General features: G+C 33.8%; 21 protein-coding genes. 14 read left to right on the top strand and 7 right to left on the bottom strand.

Annotation, left to right across the window (positions count from 1 at the left end):
* Position 1: 1 nt before the first annotated feature.
* Entirely contained in the window at positions 2-586 is a 585-nt protein-coding gene (dcd, locus tag DICTH_RS08495) for a dCTP deaminase (protein WP_012548134.1), read from the bottom strand.
* A gap of 153 nt (positions 587-739) precedes the next feature.
* On the opposite strand from dcd, the gene DICTH_RS08490 reads away from it, so the two are divergent.
* Genes DICTH_RS08490 through DICTH_RS08470 form a run of 5 tightly spaced genes read left to right on the top strand, consistent with a single transcriptional unit; the run spans position 740 to position 5562 of the window.
* A complete protein-coding gene (locus tag DICTH_RS08490; RefSeq protein ID WP_012548516.1) occupies positions 740-1189 on the top strand; it encodes a sigma-70 family RNA polymerase sigma factor in 450 nt (149 codons plus the stop codon).
* A 39-nt stretch (positions 1190-1228) separates the two neighbouring features.
* Positions 1229-1420 carry a hypothetical protein gene (locus tag DICTH_RS08485; RefSeq protein WP_012547523.1) on the top strand — a complete coding sequence of 64 codons (192 nt, stop codon included), beginning with the start codon at positions 1229-1231 and terminating at the stop codon, positions 1418-1420.
* A gap of 9 nt (positions 1421-1429) precedes the next feature.
* Positions 1430-2386, top strand: a complete 957-nt coding sequence (locus tag DICTH_RS08480; protein ID WP_012548624.1) for an AAA family ATPase — start codon at positions 1430-1432, stop codon at positions 2384-2386.
* A complete protein-coding gene (locus DICTH_RS08475) occupies positions 2386-3474 on the top strand; it encodes a DUF58 domain-containing protein (RefSeq protein ID WP_012546948.1) in 1089 nt (362 codons plus the stop codon). The genes DICTH_RS08480 and DICTH_RS08475 overlap by 1 nt, the downstream gene beginning before the upstream one ends.
* A gap of 36 nt (positions 3475-3510) precedes the next feature.
* Positions 3511-5562, top strand: a complete 2052-nt coding sequence (locus DICTH_RS08470; RefSeq protein WP_012547003.1) for a transglutaminase family protein — start codon at positions 3511-3513, stop codon at positions 5560-5562.
* On the opposite strand, the gene DICTH_RS08465 is transcribed toward DICTH_RS08470, so the two are convergent.
* From DICTH_RS08465 to DICTH_RS08455, 3 genes are read right to left on the bottom strand one after another with little or no spacing between them, the layout of a single operon-like run.
* The gene (locus DICTH_RS08465; RefSeq protein WP_012548079.1) at positions 5515-5907 is read right to left on the bottom strand and encodes a hypothetical protein; all 393 of its coding nucleotides are present in this window, start codon (positions 5905-5907) and stop codon (positions 5515-5517) included. The genes DICTH_RS08470 and DICTH_RS08465 overlap by 48 nt on opposite strands.
* Positions 5904-6503, bottom strand: a complete 600-nt coding sequence (locus DICTH_RS08460; protein WP_012547796.1) for a DUF6062 family protein — start codon at positions 6501-6503, stop codon at positions 5904-5906. The genes DICTH_RS08465 and DICTH_RS08460 overlap by 4 nt, the downstream gene beginning before the upstream one ends.
* Positions 6500-7024: a CDP-alcohol phosphatidyltransferase family protein gene (locus DICTH_RS08455; RefSeq protein WP_012548413.1), complete on the bottom strand. Its 525-nt coding sequence runs from the start codon at positions 7022-7024 to the stop codon at positions 6500-6502. Before DICTH_RS08455 ends, DICTH_RS08460 begins: the two co-directional genes overlap by 4 nt.
* A 200-nt stretch (positions 7025-7224) precedes the next feature.
* On the opposite strand from DICTH_RS08455, the gene DICTH_RS10360 reads away from it, so the two are divergent.
* The 6 genes from DICTH_RS10360 to DICTH_RS08425 all read left to right on the top strand — a co-directional run bounded on the left by DICTH_RS10360 (position 7225) and on the right by DICTH_RS08425 (position 12532).
* Entirely contained in the window at positions 7225-8142 is a 918-nt protein-coding gene (locus DICTH_RS10360; protein ID WP_012547470.1) for a peptidoglycan DD-metalloendopeptidase family protein, read from the top strand.
* Between the two features lie 15 nt (positions 8143-8157).
* Positions 8158-8544 (top strand): bactofilin family protein, encoded by a 387-nt coding sequence (locus tag DICTH_RS08445; RefSeq protein ID WP_012548271.1) that lies wholly within the window; start codon positions 8158-8160, stop codon positions 8542-8544.
* Between the two features lie 139 nt (positions 8545-8683).
* The gene (locus DICTH_RS08440) at positions 8684-9187 is read left to right on the top strand and encodes a gamma carbonic anhydrase family protein (RefSeq protein ID WP_012547209.1); all 504 of its coding nucleotides are present in this window, start codon (positions 8684-8686) and stop codon (positions 9185-9187) included.
* A 6-nt stretch (positions 9188-9193) separates the two neighbouring features.
* Positions 9194-10351, top strand: a complete 1158-nt coding sequence (locus DICTH_RS08435) for a pyridoxal-phosphate-dependent aminotransferase family protein (RefSeq protein WP_012547873.1) — start codon at positions 9194-9196, stop codon at positions 10349-10351.
* 22 nt (positions 10352-10373) lie between these two features.
* A complete protein-coding gene (gene serA / locus DICTH_RS08430) occupies positions 10374-11951 on the top strand; it encodes a phosphoglycerate dehydrogenase (RefSeq protein WP_012548694.1) in 1578 nt (525 codons plus the stop codon).
* Positions 11942-12532 carry a cob(I)yrinic acid a,c-diamide adenosyltransferase gene (locus tag DICTH_RS08425; protein ID WP_012548515.1) on the top strand — a complete coding sequence of 197 codons (591 nt, stop codon included), beginning with the start codon at positions 11942-11944 and terminating at the stop codon, positions 12530-12532. The genes serA and DICTH_RS08425 overlap by 10 nt, the downstream gene beginning before the upstream one ends.
* Here the strand turns inward: DICTH_RS08425 and DICTH_RS08420 are convergent.
* Positions 12529-13386 carry a hypothetical protein gene (locus tag DICTH_RS08420; protein WP_012547680.1) on the bottom strand — a complete coding sequence of 286 codons (858 nt, stop codon included), beginning with the start codon at positions 13384-13386 and terminating at the stop codon, positions 12529-12531. The genes DICTH_RS08425 and DICTH_RS08420 overlap by 4 nt on opposite strands.
* A gap of 32 nt (positions 13387-13418) precedes the next feature.
* Between DICTH_RS08420 and DICTH_RS08415 the strand changes: the two genes are divergently transcribed.
* Positions 13419-14213, top strand: a complete 795-nt coding sequence (locus DICTH_RS08415; RefSeq protein ID WP_012548180.1) for a sugar phosphate isomerase/epimerase family protein — start codon at positions 13419-13421, stop codon at positions 14211-14213.
* Between the two features lie 23 nt (positions 14214-14236).
* On the opposite strand, the gene fba is transcribed toward DICTH_RS08415, so the two are convergent.
* On the bottom strand, positions 14237-15166 hold the full coding sequence (gene fba, locus DICTH_RS08410) for a class II fructose-1,6-bisphosphate aldolase (protein ID WP_012547474.1): 930 nt from the start codon (positions 15164-15166) through the stop codon (positions 14237-14239).
* Between the two features lie 145 nt (positions 15167-15311).
* On the opposite strand from fba, the gene DICTH_RS08405 reads away from it, so the two are divergent.
* The gene (locus DICTH_RS08405) at positions 15312-15557 is read left to right on the top strand and encodes a glutaredoxin family protein (RefSeq protein WP_012548547.1); all 246 of its coding nucleotides are present in this window, start codon (positions 15312-15314) and stop codon (positions 15555-15557) included.
* Positions 15558-15577: 20 nt separating this feature from the next.
* A complete protein-coding gene (locus DICTH_RS08400) occupies positions 15578-15847 on the top strand; it encodes a co-chaperone GroES (RefSeq protein WP_012547996.1) in 270 nt (89 codons plus the stop codon).
* Positions 15848-15882: 35 nt separating this feature from the next.
* Here the strand turns inward: DICTH_RS08400 and DICTH_RS08395 are convergent, their stop codons facing one another.
* The gene (locus DICTH_RS08395; protein ID WP_012548772.1) at positions 15883-16725 is read right to left on the bottom strand and encodes a DUF6941 family protein; all 843 of its coding nucleotides are present in this window, start codon (positions 16723-16725) and stop codon (positions 15883-15885) included.
* Between the last annotated feature and the right edge of the window lie 3 nt (positions 16726-16728).

Below are 16728 nucleotides of genomic sequence, written 5' to 3'. Positions count from 1 at the left end.
TTTATTTTTCCTCCTTTTTACAAAAATCTATATTAAGCCTACTCGCTGTTGGTCCCTTTTGATTATGGTATTTACTTCCAGCCTTTTTATAGTATGGAGTTTCTGCAGGGGAGCTTAACTTGTAAAAAGATATTTGACATATTCTCATTCCAGGGTAGAGAGCTACGGGTACTCTATTGATATTTGAAAGTTCTAAAGTGATTTGTCCACAAAAACCAGGATCTACGTATCCAGCAGTAGCATGTACTATTATTCCAAGTCTTCCCAAACTTGATCTTCCATCGACCCTTGCTACAAGGTCATCGGGGAGTTTTACTGTTTCGATGGTAGTGCCTAGTACAAATTCTCCAGGTCTTAAAAAAAAAGGTTTTCCTTCTTCTATTTCTATAATCTCCATGAGTTCTTGGGGACTATCTTGAGTTGGGTCAATATATGCTCTTCCTTCAACCTTGAAATGGAGAAAACTATTTCCAAGTCTTAAATCTACCGAAGAGGGTTGAATTTGTTTTTGGGGATCATCTATGGGATGGATTACTAATTTTCCTTCTTCAAGGTATTTTTTTATATCTCTGTCACTTAATATCAATTTTTATCCTCCCTTCTAATTCTTTTCAATAAATTATATCACTTTATGTATTATTTTGATTTTTGGGGGTAATTTTACTAAAATAAAAATTTATGCTTGAAAATTTTACTATAAGTAAATATAATATATAAAAAACATCGGAGGAAGGGGACAATGGAAGAGGAAGTTTTATTTTTAGCTTACAGACCTATTCTTTTTAAATATTTAAGAATGCTTTATATCCCTGAAATTGATTTTGGGGATTTTAAGCAAGAGGGTGAGTTAGCTCTTTTGGAAATCTTGCGAAGGTATGATCCTCAAAAGGGTAATCTTTCAGGGTATGTTAAGAAATCTCTTTATTATGCTCTTTTAAGGATAAGGGAAAAACTAAGGGGAGTAGAGTTTAATTTGGAATTAGAAGAAGAGGATGTAGCTTATGGTATTTCTGAGGAAGAAAATACAAAGTTTATAGACTTTTCTAAGCTATCAAAAAGGGAGAAACAGATAATTATTTTAATTTTCTATTCAAGGTATAGTGAAAGGGAGATTGCGAAATACTTAGGAATATCAAGAAGTAGTGTTAAAGTCTATAAGAGGAGGGCGTTAAAGAAGTTAAAAAATTGATGTAAAATATCCTTAGAAATGTAATGGAGGTTTAAGAAAATGGATTTTTACAGAGGAGTACTAGTAATTTTATTTATGGGGTTGATCCTTGAGATAATTGTTTTTATTCATTACTTTTCTAAATGGTTTTTCCCCTTTGAATTTTATCTGAATGTATTTAATTTTGTTTTGACCGTTGGTGGAATTTTTGCTGTTATTAGACATATGATAAAAACCATAAGAAGAGGTTAAGAAGATAAGATGAAAACTTTTATAAGTGAAATAACGGAGAAACTTCAAGTTTTGAGGGAAAACATTAAAAAAGTCATTGTGGGAAAAGATGAGGTAATTGATTATGTAATTGTGGCTTTGTTAAGTAGAGGTAATGTTTTGCTGGAGGATGTACCTGGTGTTGGTAAGACGGTGCTTGCAAAATCTTTGGCAGAAAGTATAGAGCTTGATTTTAGGAGAATCCAATTTACTCCCGACACTATGCCTTCTGATGTTCTTGGGGTAAATGTATTTAATCCTAAGACCTTAGAATTTGAATTTAAGCCAGGACCTATTTTTACAAATATTCTCCTTGCCGATGAGATAAATAGAACATCTCCAAGAACTCAGGCTGGACTTCTTGAGGCCATGGATGAAGGAAAAGTAACTATAGATGGTACTACCTACGAACTTCCTAAGCCTTTTATGGTAATAGCAACACAAAACCCGAGGGAACATTTTGGAACTTATCCCCTTCCAGAATCACAATTGGATAGATTTTTTATCTCTCTGTCTATGGGTTACCTTCCTTTAGAAGAAGAGGTAAAGATGCTTGAAGAACAAAAAATAGTGCATCCTTTAGAGAGAATCGAGCCTGTGTGGAAGAAAGAAGATCTGATTAAAGCCCAAGATTTGGTAAAAGAGATTTATATTGATAGGGATATTTTGAGGTATATTGTGAATATTGTTAATGTGACCCGAGATGACTCACTATTTTCTCTCGGAGCAGGTCCGAGGGCATCCATCTCAATTATGAGAGGTGCTCAGGCTTATGCTTTACTTTCTGGGAGAGATTACGTTATCCCTGAAGATGTTATAAAAATGGTGATACCTGTGGTGGTTCATAGAGTTATTCCTAAAGAAGGAAGTAATATGGGAAGAGCTTTTAAAGAAGAGTTAATAAGGGGTGTTTTAAAAAGAGTGAAGATTCCAAAGGTAAGATTATAGTGAGCTATATTAATTTCACTCCCTTAGGATATTTATTAATCTTTTTTGATATTGTTCTTTATCTTATAGGCTTAAATGTCTCCTCTACGCCTATACTTTTGTTTTCAACTTTTGTTATGGGGCTTTACTTGATAAATTTACTTGAAATAATATTTCAGCCCTTGAATCTTAGAGTAAAGGTTCAAATGCCTCTTCTTGTAAGGGAAAATGAATACGATTTTATAGGTATTTACCTTGAAAATGATTCTAAGATTCCTAAGGGACAAATCCTTATAAATCTTCAGAATAAAACCCCTATTGGAGGATTGAGAGGAAAAGAGAAAAAGGAGATTGCTTTGTATTTTCATTTTAAGAAGAGGGGAGTATTTTCACTAAAAAATCTAAATTTGAGATTTACTGGCTCATTAGGTCTACTTTATCTGAGTAAAAACTATAGAGTGAATGGGGTAAGTTATGTATATCCTTTATTTTATCCTTTACCTCAGGAAATTTACCTTGTGGATGGGGAAGGAAATAAAACTTCTTTCTCCTTTCCCTCGGTAGTGGGAGAGGAATTTCATTCTCTAAGAGATTATCAACCGCAAGATCCCTTAAAGATTGTAGCTTGGAAAGCTTCTGCTAAAAAAGGAAAGCTTTTATCTAAAAATTTTGAAAAATTGAAAAAAGGATCTTTAAGAGTTCTGATCGACAATATGGTGGAAAAAAAAGATTCTATTTCTGAAGATGAGTTTGATCAGCTTTTGAGATTTGTTCATTCCCTTCTTATTCCTGCTTTTTCTCTGAATATTCCAATCTCTATAAAGAACTTAAAAGATGAGGAGTTTATTCCTAACTCTTTAGATGATTTGAGAAGGTATTTAGCTGAGATTCAACTTATAGAGAGAAAAGATTTTGTTATTGAAGATTATGACTATGACCTAATCTTTTCTTTAAATTATAACTTTTGGTATGAAAGAACTAAGCTTAATAAAGTTATTATTGTGGAATATCATAAAAGAGAAGGTAAAAGAATTAGAGGTTTTGTTTTTGATCCAGAATTTGATCCTCAAGAGTTTCTTTCCCTATTTCTTGTTTCAAATCAAGGTTGAAAATGGAAATTCTTTTGCAGTAAAATCTTTAAGGTTATGGAAAGGAAAAGAATTAAACTTATAAAAAGAGAAGTAGTCGAGGATTCTATACTTTTTAGAGGCATAACCCTTTATCTTATTTTGGTTTCTCTCTTTTCGGTTTGGTATTTTTTGAATCTTTCTTCAATTTATATTGCAGGAGTGTTTCTTTTAACCATAGTTGGATTTGTATTTAGCTATTACAGGAGGAAGGAAAGGAATATCTTTTTAAAGATTTTAATGACTTTTGGCATGATATATCTTCTAAGACAATTTTTTGTTGAATTAATTAAAAATCCTTTTGATCCCCGTATTCCTCTTGCTACTTTTTTGGTCAATCTCAATACTATTCATAGTTTTGACCTCCCTACGAGGCTTGATCTTGGTTTTTCTTTCTTCATAAGTATTATTCTTATGGTTATTTCGGGTATATTTGCTCGAGAGGCCATATATCTTGTATTTCTTATCTTCTTTCTTTTTGGTGTAATTATGTTTCTCATTTTGGTGAATGATTACAAGCTGATACCTAGTTATGTATTTTCCATAACCCTATTTGTATTACTTATGGGCTTTTTAGTTTTTCCATTCATTCCTAAAAATATAAGAGTGGGATTTAGACAGGATATAATGTCTCAATTAATAACTAGGCTTACCAATTTTCAGGGTGATCTGAGATCAGCTTATGCTGAGGCTAGCAATCTTTATAAGCTTCCCGAAGGAAGGAAGATACCACCCTTAAAATTTAATCCTGAAGAATATTATGGTTTTGCTCCTTTTCTTGACTTAAGACAGAGAGGAGAACTTTCCTCTTCACTTGTTTTCAGAGTTCTAACTCCGTGGGGTATATATCATAGAGGAATTGCTTTTGATACTTACAATGGTTTTGGATGGTATCAAAGTAGAGAGGAAGTAAAGACTTTAGATACCGTAAGCCAACCCTTTGTTTTAAAGGAAAACGCAAGGGGTGAAGAGTATCTGCAAAGAGCTACCTATTTTATTGAAAGAGATTTTCAGAGTAATATAATCTTTATTCCAAAAGATACAGAAAGGCTTTACTATCCTTCCCCAGTTATTTTTAAAGATGGAGAAGATGGATACAGATCTCCCTTTGAACTTCCTAAGGGTCTTATATATACAGGTTTTTATCAGGAAAGTTATTACTCTACGAGAGAATTATTAGAGGCAAAAGTCCCACCTAAGGATAGATTTTTAAACTATTTGAGATTGCCTAATATTCCCCAAAGGGTAGTGAATCTTGCTTTTGAGATAACAAAAAACTATGAAACTCCTTGGGAGAAATTAATGGCAATTAAAAATTATCTTGATAATAACTATGAATACTCTCTTGACATACCTCCTCTTCCTGAGAACGAGGATGCTGTGGATAATTTTCTGTTTGAAGTAAAGAAAGGATATTGTGAACAATTTGCCACTGCCTTTGCAGTTATGGCAAGGATTATAGGGGTTCCTAGTAGGCTTGTTACAGGATATGGACCTGGAGATTTAAATCCTTGGACTGGAATGTATGAGGTAAGGGTAAAAAATGCTCATGCCTGGGTTGAGGTTTATCTTGACCCTTTAGGCTGGATTACTGTTGATCCTACACCTACTGCTTTGGCAGAGATAGAAAGAGGAGAAAGAAAGGAACCAGTAAACTTTTTAGGATTGTTATTTAACTCTGTAGGGATAATTTTGGAAGGAATTTTTATTGAAGTTTACAAAATTTTGAATAAATATCAGTACATAGTTATTCCTATTTTTATTGTTCTTTTATTCTTATTGGTTAAAAATATCGTAAATTTCCTCAAGCTTACAGAAGAGGACAGGATATTTAAGAGAGTAATGAAGAGACTTAAAAAGAGCGGACTTATTAAGGAGGATGTTAGCCTTTATGGTATGCTTGAGCCTCTTGGAGATTTGGGAAGAGATTTTGCAGGTTTATATTATGCTTTGAAATTTGCTCCTCTAAGTGAGGAGGAAAGAAAAAGATATAAGGATAATTTTAAGGAATATGCTAAGAAGTTACTTTCTTATAATTCTCCCACATCCCGTAAGAAGATCAAAGATTAACTCTACCTTATCGTCAGGATCTTTTAGGTAGTTTTTATATTCTTCCCACTTTTTGGCTATTTCTTTATAGTCTTCTTCTTTTATTCTATACCTTAACATTCTTAAGTGATATAGGCAAAGATCCTTTACTTCTCCCTGAAAATTTTGAGTAATCTCTTCTTCCAGGATGCAAAGAGGGCAATCTTTGTTATTTTCAAAGTCTAAAATTTCTATAATTTGAGAATTAATGGTGATAGCTTCTTTTAGGTGATTTTTGCAGATATAAGTTTTTGAAGATAGATTTTTTATTTTCTTTTCTTTTTCCTCTTTTATTTTTTCGCATATGGGGCATTTTTTAATATTCATTTTCCTTTTTTACTCTCTAATATTCTTAGTTTTTTCAAAAATATCTCCGAATAATCTTTGTCCCAGGGAAAGGATTTGTAAAAATACTCAGGATATTTTCTTCTCTTTTCAGAAAGATACGGCTCTATTTTCCTATAAGTTTCTGGTGAAAGGATCTTGATTTTTTCCTTATGAGGATTACAAAAATCATATGCTATTTCTTTCCATAAGTTAAGACTTTCTTGATTTTTTAATACCTCAGAAAGTCCTTGAATATATAATTTTTCATATTCTTCTTCCTTTTCACAAAATATACAGCTTTTTATTTTTGGAACCTCTCCTTTTTTCAATGATGGTATAATATAGTTTTTTATTATATCTTCATAAACTATACTTACTCCCAATAAATCTCTGAAGGTTAGAAGTTGCAGATGATGATTTTCACAAAATCCACCTTTTTCTCTTATTTCTTTTCTTAAAGAGACATCATTAACATTTTCATACAAAAAATTTTCCATATAATTTCTTAAAGCCTTCTGGGTTAAATAGCAAAGAGGACAACCTTCCCAATAAAAGGCTTCTTCCCAGTCTTTATTAATCAAGCTTTTTCTATTCATTTTTTTAATATGTTTTTTATTCCATTAATGAATTCGGGAACTTTTTCTTTTGGAAATCGAGGCCAGGTTATCAAAATAAGAAATAGAAGATAGGCTATTATTAAATATCCATAGGTGGGCTCATATTTAAAGGAAGTATAGATCATTAATGCATATGGAACAGCTTGAATTCCATCTGCCACTGCTTTTTCTTTAAAATACCATATGAGAAAAATGGCAGTAATTACAAAAACTATAGTAAATTTCCAGGGTATGAAGTTTGACACTGTAAGGAAATAGAGGACACCAGCAGATACTGTCATATCTGCGTAAATATCATGTTTACCAATAAAATCCTCTGGCATTTTTGAAGTTCTTGCGAGGTATCCATCAAGGACATCAGTAATCCAAGCAAGGATAAGCCATAATATGGCGTTTTTTAGCCCTAATTTTTTTTGGATATTTCCAATTGAGGCTATAATGAAGCCTATCACGAGTCTAAAAATTGTAAGGACATTTGCTATACTTTTTAATATTGGCATAAATTATCACCTCACTTTTCTTTATTATACTCAAATTCGTATAATCCTGTTAGATTGTTTAGAAACATTTGGAGTTTTTGTAAGCAAGTAAATTCCTTGTTTCTTGACACATTGGCTTTTCTTTGTTATAATTTTTACAAAATTTTAAAGTATGATTTCTTAATTAAATGAATTAATTTTATTTTTTGAGGTAGATAAATATGGCTAAAAAGCGTAAGTGGTGGAAGAGAAAGTTTTTTACTATAATGATTATTCCCCACGATGCTTCAAGTGCAAAATCTCGTAGAGTTCATATAAGTTTAATTTTAATTGTAATTTTTGCAATTATAGGAATTGTAAGTACTTCCTTAACCCTTTATAGGATCGCTAGTAGTAAGTTTAATAGAGTAAAACATTTAGAGGTATTAGAAGAGGTCACGGAAAAACAAAAGGCTCAATTGAAGGAGATTGAAGTTTTAAGACAAAAGTTAAAAGAGTTGGAAGAAACAGAGAAAAAGCTTAAAAATATTTTGGGAATAAAAGGGATGATTCCTCCTCCCAAAAATGTAAAGATGGTGAGTCTTGGAGATACTTCGATTCCCGATACTGAAACCTATGATATTCAAAGAAAAATTGTAGAAGTAAAAACCCTTATTGAAGAAAAACAAAAGATATTGCTTGAAATAGAAAAAGAAATAGACAGACGCAAAACTCTTCTTGCTGTAACCCCTTCTCGATGGCCTACTTTTGGGTTCATATCTTCAGGTTTCGGTTGGAGATTTCACCCCATATTTAGAAGAAGAGCCTTTCATACAGGAATTGATATAGTTACTTTTTGGGGAGCTCCCGTTTATGCCACTGCGGATGGCATAGTCTCCTATGTAGGGTGGGAAAGTGGTTACGGAAAGGTTATAAAAATTAATCATGGTAGGGGTATTGTTACATACTATGCTCATTTATCCTCTTATGCTGTAAGTGTAGGACAGTTTGTAAAAAAAGGACAGTTTATTGGTAGGGTTGGCAGTACAGGAACAAGTATAGGTCCTCATCTTCACTATGAAGTAAGAAGAGGTGGAAATCCTGTTAATCCTGCCACATATTTGTCGGTAGATCTTATAAAGGTTGGTAAATTATATTAATAGGGAGGAGGAGATATGTTGGGTAGAAAAGAGAAACCTGAAGTAATGGAGACAGTTATTGGACCTCAGAGTGAAGTGGAGGGAAAAATTATTTCTAAGGCCTCATTAAGAATCGATGGGAGATTTAAGGGGGATATTGAAGCTAAGGATACAGTGATGGTGGGAAAAACAGGTTATGTGGAAGGTAATATAAAAGCTAATAAGGTAATAGTAATAGGCGAAATTGTAGGTAATGTTATTTGTAAGGGGTCTATAGAGATACTTTCTACGGGAAAACTTAAGGGTGATTTGAAACTTGGTGGAAAGATATCTGTTGAAGAGGGAGGAATACTTTTAGGAACCACAGAAATTCTTGAGGAAGAAAAAATAAATGACATCTTTAAAATAGATTTGTCCTCCTAAACTCTTTTAAATAAACTTTAATCTCTCCTATCTTGATATAATTTTACTCCTTTAATAGAATAAAAGAAAATTAACTTTCAATGGTGAAAGGGGAATTTCTTTATTAAAGAAATTCCCCTTTTTGCTAAGGAGTGTAAAAATGTTAAGACCTTTTGAGGAAAACTTGCCCCAAATAGAGGGTGAAGTTTATATCTCTGGAAGTGCCGTTGTTATAGGCAAGGTTACACTCAAGAAGGGGGTAAATATTTGGGATTTTGCAGTAATAAGGGGAGATTTAGATTCCATCTTTATTGATGAATATACTAATATTCAGGAAAATGTGGTTATCCATGTAGACGAAGGAAAACCAGTATATATAGGTAAATACGTTACTGTTGGACATTCCGCAGTACTTCATGGTTGTAAAATAGAGGATAATACTCTTGTTGGGATGGGGGCAATCATTCTTGATGATGCAGTTATTGGGAAGAACTCTATTATTGGAGCAGGTACTCTTATTCCTCAAGGTAAAGAGATTCCAGAAGGCTCTGTGGTCATTGGGGTTCCTGGGAAGATAGTAAGGAGTGTGACTGAAGAAGAGATTTTACATATTAAGAAAAATGCGGAGTTATATTATTATTTGAGTAAAAAGTATTGGAGGTGAGTTCTTATGCCCAAAAATTATCTATTGATCCCAGGACCAACTCCTGTGCCTCAGGATGTACTCTTAGAAATGGCAAGGGAAATGGTAAATCATCGTGGGTCGGAGTTTGCTAATGTACTTAAAACCTCTACTGAACTTCTGAAAAAGGTATTTAAGACTCAAAATGATGTGCTTATTCTTACCGCATCTGGAACAGGTGGAATGGAGGCTGCAGTAGTAAACTTCTTTTCTCAAGGAGATCCAGTTTTAGTAGGTGTTTGTGGAGTTTTTGGTGAAAGATTTGCAAAAATATGTAAAGCATACGGATTAAATGTGAAAACTATTGATTGTGAACCTGGTAAGGGGGTTGAACCAGAAATTCTTGAGAAGGCTCTAAAAGAAAATCCTGATGTTAAAGGTGTTTTTTTGACTCATAATGAAACCTCTACAGGCGTAACTAATGATTTGAAGACACTTGCTCCTATTGTTAAGCAGAATCCTGAAAGACTCCTTGTAGTTGATGCTGTAAGTTCTCTTGGGGCTATAGACCTTCCCACGGATGATTTAAAAGTTGACGTGGTAGTTACAGCTTCTCAAAAAGCTCTTGAAACTCCTCCTGGGCTTGCTATGGTTTCGGTAAGTGAGCTTGCATGGAAGTACAATGAGAAAGCCAACCTTCCTCGTTTTTATTTTGATCTAAAGCAGGCCAAAAAATTCTTAGAAGAGGGAGCCACACCTTTTACTCCTGCTGTATCGGTGGTTTTTGCTCTGAGAAAAGCTCTTGAGAATATTTTGAATAGAGGTTTGGAACAGAATTTCAAGAGACATCAAGTTTTAGGTAGAGCAGTACGTGAGGCAGTGAAAGCTCTTGGTGTTACAAAACTCCTTGCCGATGAAAGATGGGCATCGGATACAGTGACCCCTATTATTCCTCCTGAGAATGTTAACCCTGACGAATTAAGAAAATATATAAGGACTAAGTTTGGAGTGGTATTGGCTGGAGGACAAGGAGTACTTAAAGGTAAAATTTTCCGAGTTGGACATGTGGGATATGTAGAGCCAACAGATATATTGGTGGCGATTTCAGCCATTGAGATTGCTTTGGAAAATATGGGATACAAGGGATTGAAAGGTAAAGGTACACAGGTAGCAGAAGAGATTTTTGCTGAGTATTATAAGAATTAGAAGAGATTGGAGGGGGTATCAGGTGGAAAGATATAAACTTCTTGTTTCGGATCCTATAGCAGAGAGTGGATTAAACAAATTAAAGGAATTTTTTGAAGTAGATTATAGGCCAGGATTACCTAAGGAAGAGCTTTTAAATATAATAGGGGATTATTCTGCTCTGGTGGTAAGATCAGAGACAAAGGTGACTAAAGAAGTTATCGAAAAGGCTAAAAATCTAAAGGTTATTGGAAGAGCTGGTGTTGGTGTTGATAATATAGATGTAGAAGAGGCTACAAGAAAAGGAATACTCGTAATAAATGCTCCTGAAGGTAATACTATAGCAGCATGTGAGCATACTATTGGTTTGATGCTGGCTATCTCAAGAAAAATTCCCCAAGCTTTTTCTTTATTGAAACAAGGTAAGTGGGAGAGGAAGAGTTTTATTGGTAATGAGCTTTATGGGAAGACATTAGGGCTTGTGGGACTTGGAAGGATCGGCTCAGAGGTTGCTAAAAGAGCTAAATCCTTTAAGATGAGAGTTATTGCTTATGATCCGTTTATTTCTCCTGAAAAGGCAAAAGAATTAGATGTAGAATTATACAGTGATTTGCATTCTCTAATTAAAGAGGCAGATTATATCTCGTTGCATCTTCCTTTAACTCAGGAGACAAAGAATCTTATAGGCAAAAAAGAGTTAGAAATGATGAAGCCTACGGCGTATCTAATCAACTGTGCTCGTGGTGGATTGGTAGATGAAGATGCTCTATATGAAGTGCTAAAGGAGAAAAAAATTGCTGGAGCTGCTCTTGATGTTTTCAAGAACGAGCCTATAAATCCTGATAATCCTCTATTAACTTTGGATAATGTGGTGTTAACTCCTCATCTTGGAGCCTCAACCCAAGAAGCCCAAGAGAAGGTAGCTCTTATAGTTGCAGAGGATATAATTAGGTTCTTCAAGGGAGAGATGGTAAGTCATGCTGTAAACTTACCAATACAGATATCTCCTGATATATTACCTTTTGTTAAACTTGGAGAAAAACTTGGTAAACTTTTAGCTCAGATAACTAATGCTAATCCTGAGGAATTAGAGATAAAGATATGCGGAGATTTAGCTCAAAAAATTGAGACGTCTCTTGCTTCTGCAGTGGTTAAAGGATTTTTGGAGCCTATTTTAGGAGAAGATGTGAATTTAATTAATGCAATGGCTATGGCAAAGGATAGGAGACTAAAGATAGTAGAGGTAAGGACTGAAGAAATGGACACTTATAGATCTTCAATAAGGTTGAGATTAAAGACAGAAAAAGGAATTATAGATGTTTCAGGTACTGTAAGTAGAGGACAAGAGAGGGTTTTAGCAATACAAGATTATTATCTTGATCTTGCTCTTTCTCAATATTTGCTTATTGCCTTCCATATAGATAGGCCAGGTATAATAGGAAAAGTAGGCACTGTACTTGGTAAGAATAACATAAATATTGCTGCAATGCAGGTTGGAAGAAAAGAAATTGGTAAAGATGCGGTAATGGTGCTTGTTATTGATAATCCTGTTGATGAAAAGGTTCTTAAAGAGTTAAGAGAGATAGAAAATATTAAAGAAGTATATTATGTATGTCTGTAAGTAAAGAGCTTTCAAAGGGTTTGGTGCAGGTTTATACAGGGGAAGGAAAAGGTAAAACTACTGCCGCCCTTGGGCAAAGCATAAGGGCGGCAGGTCATGGACTTAAGGTGCTTTTTGTGCAATTTGTAAAGGGTAATAGCTTTACAGGTGAGTTTCTTTTTTTCAGAAATTCTCATAATGTGACTTTTTGGCAATTTGGCAGGGATTGTATCTACTCTTCAGGTATAAGGGAAAAAGTGGTGGAATGTAATAATTGTCGTGAGTGTTTTATAGGAAAAGAAGGACCAAGCGATATGGATATTAAAGTGATAAGAGGAGGATGGGAAAGAGTTAAGAGTGTAGTTAGGAATTACGACTTGATAGTGCTTGACGAGATAAGTCTTGCTATTTTTTATAAAATAATATCCACAGAGGAGGTTTTAGAATTTTTAAAAAATAAACCAGAAAAAGTAGAAATAATACTTACAGGTAGGTATATGCCTGAGGAAATTATAGAGTTAGCAGATCTTGTTACTGAGATGAAAGAAGTTAAGCATCCTTATAGTCGGGGAATATTAGCAAGGTGGGGAATTGATTATTAAAACCTTAAAGTTCCTGTTAATTTGTACTTTATTTTTAGGCTTTCATTAGAGTTATTACTATCTTCTGTATTCTCAGAGAAAAGGCTAAAGCTTAAACTGAGCCTGTTTAAATTTAACCCAATTCCTAAGGTATAATTAGATAAGTTTGTAATATCTCCCCTAGAGCCTATTCTTATTACCAATATGTTTCCTAATTTCTGTTCAATTCCAAATCTCAAAAGGCTCCAATCCTTATTGTTACTAAAATTTTCTACATCTACGAGATCTAAATAAATATTTGTAGTGTTATTGAAGAGGGAAAGATTCAAACCTATGTCATATCTTAAGGCTAAAGTAATTTTATAGACTTGATCAGAAATTTTTTCAATGGTAAAACCTTCTCCTACAATTCCTGTACGTAGGAAGTCGCCAATTTTTAATATTAACCCAATATTTCCTTTTACTAAATTTTCCTCTTCTGAATATACGGCACTGGTTCCCAAATATATATAGGAAGTGAGAGGAAAGGCAATGGCGCCTCTTATGTTCTTTAAGGAATACTCTTTGGTATCTTTGTCTATAATCAAATCTGCTGTTATAGCGTAAATTGTAGTGGAAGGATAAAAATAAGACAGTTTTAAATTAGGACTATTAGAAGTATTATCAAAAGTAAGAGCGAAATATGAGAATTTCTTTAAAGATAGTGTGGCAGGATTAAAAAAGTAAGTTTCTCCCTCACTATCAAGGGTAACGAAAGTAAAGCCTAAGGAGGAAGATTTTGCATCAAAATAAGAGTTTTGCTCAACCTCCGTAGCAAAGGTTAAGTTTATTAACAATATTATTGATGCAATAAAAACTACAAAGATTTTCTTCATAATCTAATATAGTATAATATAATACCTTTAACATGAAAATAGGTTTTTCATTTTTATCACTAAAGACCTTTTCTGTAAATAGAGCCATAAGTATTACTAAAAAACTTGGGGGTAATACTCTTGAACTTTTTGGAGATTTGATTCTTTTCTATAACGGTAGATTTTGTGAAAAGCCTGAATCTATAAAAGATTTTGCAATTAAAAACAATGTTTTCCTTACCATGCATCTTCCTTATATTGATATAAATTTGGCATCTTTTAATGATGAAATTTGGAGAAAAAGTGTAGAGTCTATATTAAAAGCCATTGAATATGGGGGTAAGGCAGGAGTTAAAAGGGCGGTACTTCATGCAGGAAGTGTTCCTTTAAAACATTTTGTGTTAACATTTCTTGCTCAAAGGAGATTAAAAAAGTCTTTAAATATTATTCTTGAGAAGGCTGAGGAGTACCATATGGAGATATGTATTGAGAATACATATTTTGATGATAATGATGTTTTTAGTAGCGTGGATCATTTTTATAAGTTTGTTAGAGGCTTTGATGGAAAGTTAAAAGTTTGTTTTGATTTTGGACATGCTAATATTTATCAAAAGGGTATCGATTATAGTTTGAATTTGTTGAAACCTTTCATAACCCATATTCATATTCATGATAATCACGGAGAAAAAGATGAACATCTCTCTATAGGAAAGGGTAATATTAGTTTTGGAAAGTATATGGACTTTTTAAGAACTTTTGATGGGACAATAATTTTGGAGATTAACTCATTAAAGGATAGTAAAGAAGATTTGAAGAAGAGCATTGAAATTATAAAGGGGGAAGCTTAAACTTCCCCCTTTATAAGCTGGAATTAAATGGTTCCACTAGATCCAAGAACGTTTCTTAACTTATGTTTTACTAATTTTTTAACCTCTTCTCTTGCTGGACCAAGGTATTTTCTTGGGTCAAATTCCTCGGGATGAAGGGCAAAGATTTCTCTTATAGTGGCTGTTACGGCTAATCTTAAATCAGTATCAATGTTTACTTTACATATTCCCATCTTGGTAGCCTCTCTTATCATCTCTTCTGGTACTCCTTTTGCTCCACCAAGTTTTGCTCCATATTGGTTTGCCTTTTCCACATATTCTGGAAGAACTGAGGAGGCTCCATGTAGTACTAATGGGAAACCAGGTAGTCTTTTTGCTATCTCTCTTAGTCTATCAAAATCAAGTTTTGGCTCTCCTTTAAACTTATATGCACCGTGGCTAGTACCAATAGCGATAGCAAGAGAGTCTACTCCTGTTCTTTCTACAAATTCCACAGCTTTATCTGGATCAGTATAGGTTGCTTCTCTTTCAGATACTACTACATGTTCTTCTACTCCTACAAGTCTTCCCAATTCTCCTTCCACTGCAACCCCACGGGGATGAGCATAATCTACAACTTCCTTGGTTATTCTTACATTTTCTTCAAAGGGAAGGTGAGATCCATCAATCATTACAGAGGTAAAGCCAGCATCTATAACTTCTTTACAAAGTTCTACACTGTCTCCATGATCTAAGTGGACTACAATAGGAATATCGGGAGCATCTTGAACGGCTGCCTCAATAAGTTTCATGAGATAAACAAGTTTTGCATAATTTCTTGCTCCTTTTGAAATTTGAAGAATAAGAGGTGATCTTTCTTCTTTAGCCGCCTCAATTACTCCTTGGAGTATTTCCATGTTGTTTACGTTGAATGCGCCTATAGCATATTTACCATAACATTTCTGAAATAGTTCTTTTGGGTTTACTAAAGGCATCTTTCTAACCTCCTTAAAAGGAATTTATTGTTTTTAGTATAACATAAGTTTTATTTGGAAATTTTTAAAATATTTTTAAATTGACTTTTTTACTATATTTTTGTAATATACCCTGTAGGGTATATTAAGAAGGAGGTGAAAGGGCATGAATAGTAATTTAAGAGTAATAGTATACTCTACACCAAGTTGTCCCTGGTGCAATGCTGCAAAAAGATATTTTAGGGAGAGGGGTATAAGGTTTTATGATGTGGATGTTTCTAAGGATAGAAAAGCAGCTGAAGAGATGGTAAGAAAATCAGGGCAAATGGGTGTTCCTGTTATAGATATAAATGGCCATATTGTGGTGGGCTTTGATAGGGCTAAGATCGATAGATTATTAGGTTTGAAATAATTTTATAGGAGGTGTTAACTATGAAAAGAGTTTTACCGTTAGAGGATAGGGTTCTTGTAAAAATTGTAAAGGAAGAAGAAAAAACACCCTCAGGTATAATTCTTCCCGATGTGGCAAAGGAGAAACCCCAGATTGCAGAAGTTATAGAAGTAGGAGATGATGAGACTATTAAGGTGAAAAAGGGTGATAAGATAATCTTTGCAAAGTATTCTGGTACAGAAATAAAAATAGATGGTGAAGATTATCTTATTTTGAGTAAGGCAGATATTTTAGCAAAAATAGAAGAGTAAGAGGCAATTTTGCCTCTTACTCTTCTACTCTTTTGTTATTCTTCTTGCACCACTACTTTTATCACATGAGATAATACTTCTTGGTTATTAAGATAAACTTTTACTATATAATCTCCTCCTTCTTCAAACTTTATTTTCTCCACCTTGTCTGCAACTGTTACTACAGATCCTATATTGGTTTCAAATTCTTGAGGCTCTGATGAATAGATAACCTTTCCGCTTGGAGAAAGTATTTCAAATTTTTGAGTAAAAGTTCCTTCTCCTGAGAGATATCCATTGGCAATTATAAAAGTATCCTCAAAGGGAAGCTCATAGGTGGTGTAGTATTCAAATACTCCAGCAAGAGAGGTTAAACCATTGTCATTTTCGTAGACTTCTATACAAGGTAAAGAAAAAATAGCGATAGGATTTGTATCGGTGCCTTCTGAATCTATATCCTCATCGCCTTGTAAGATAAAGATTGGTATCTCTTTTAAAACCTTTCCATCTGCTTTTGCCTGGATCCAATATATACCAGAATTTTCAAAGGCCACATCTTTTAAGTATCCTACCGAGTATATTACTTCATTTTCTCTTTCCAGATCAAAACTATCATCGGTAGAGGCTAAAACCTTGTCTTTTTCAGGAGTTAAGATGCTTATTTCAATGTCGTGTTTACCATAGCCCATCCATCTGGAGTATACAGGAAAAGTGTCAGTATCAGGGAGTTTTTCAAAATGTATAATGCTAAACAATCCATCAATAGAAGTTAGACCATAATCATCTTCGCCTACATTTTCTGCAATTGCTATTCCTATTAGCTTTAATTCTGAACTTTGGGCATAAGAAAAGGTTAGTATCATCAATAGGGAAATTAGGAAAGTTAAGATTTTTTTCAAGTT

Origin of the sequence: Dictyoglomus thermophilum H-6-12 (assembly GCF_000020965.1) — a bacterium.
Classification (GTDB): Bacteria; Dictyoglomota; Dictyoglomia; order Dictyoglomales; family Dictyoglomaceae; genus Dictyoglomus; species Dictyoglomus thermophilum.
Note: the sequence above shows the minus strand (reverse complement) of the source record. Positions and strands in the feature narration are given on the sequence as shown.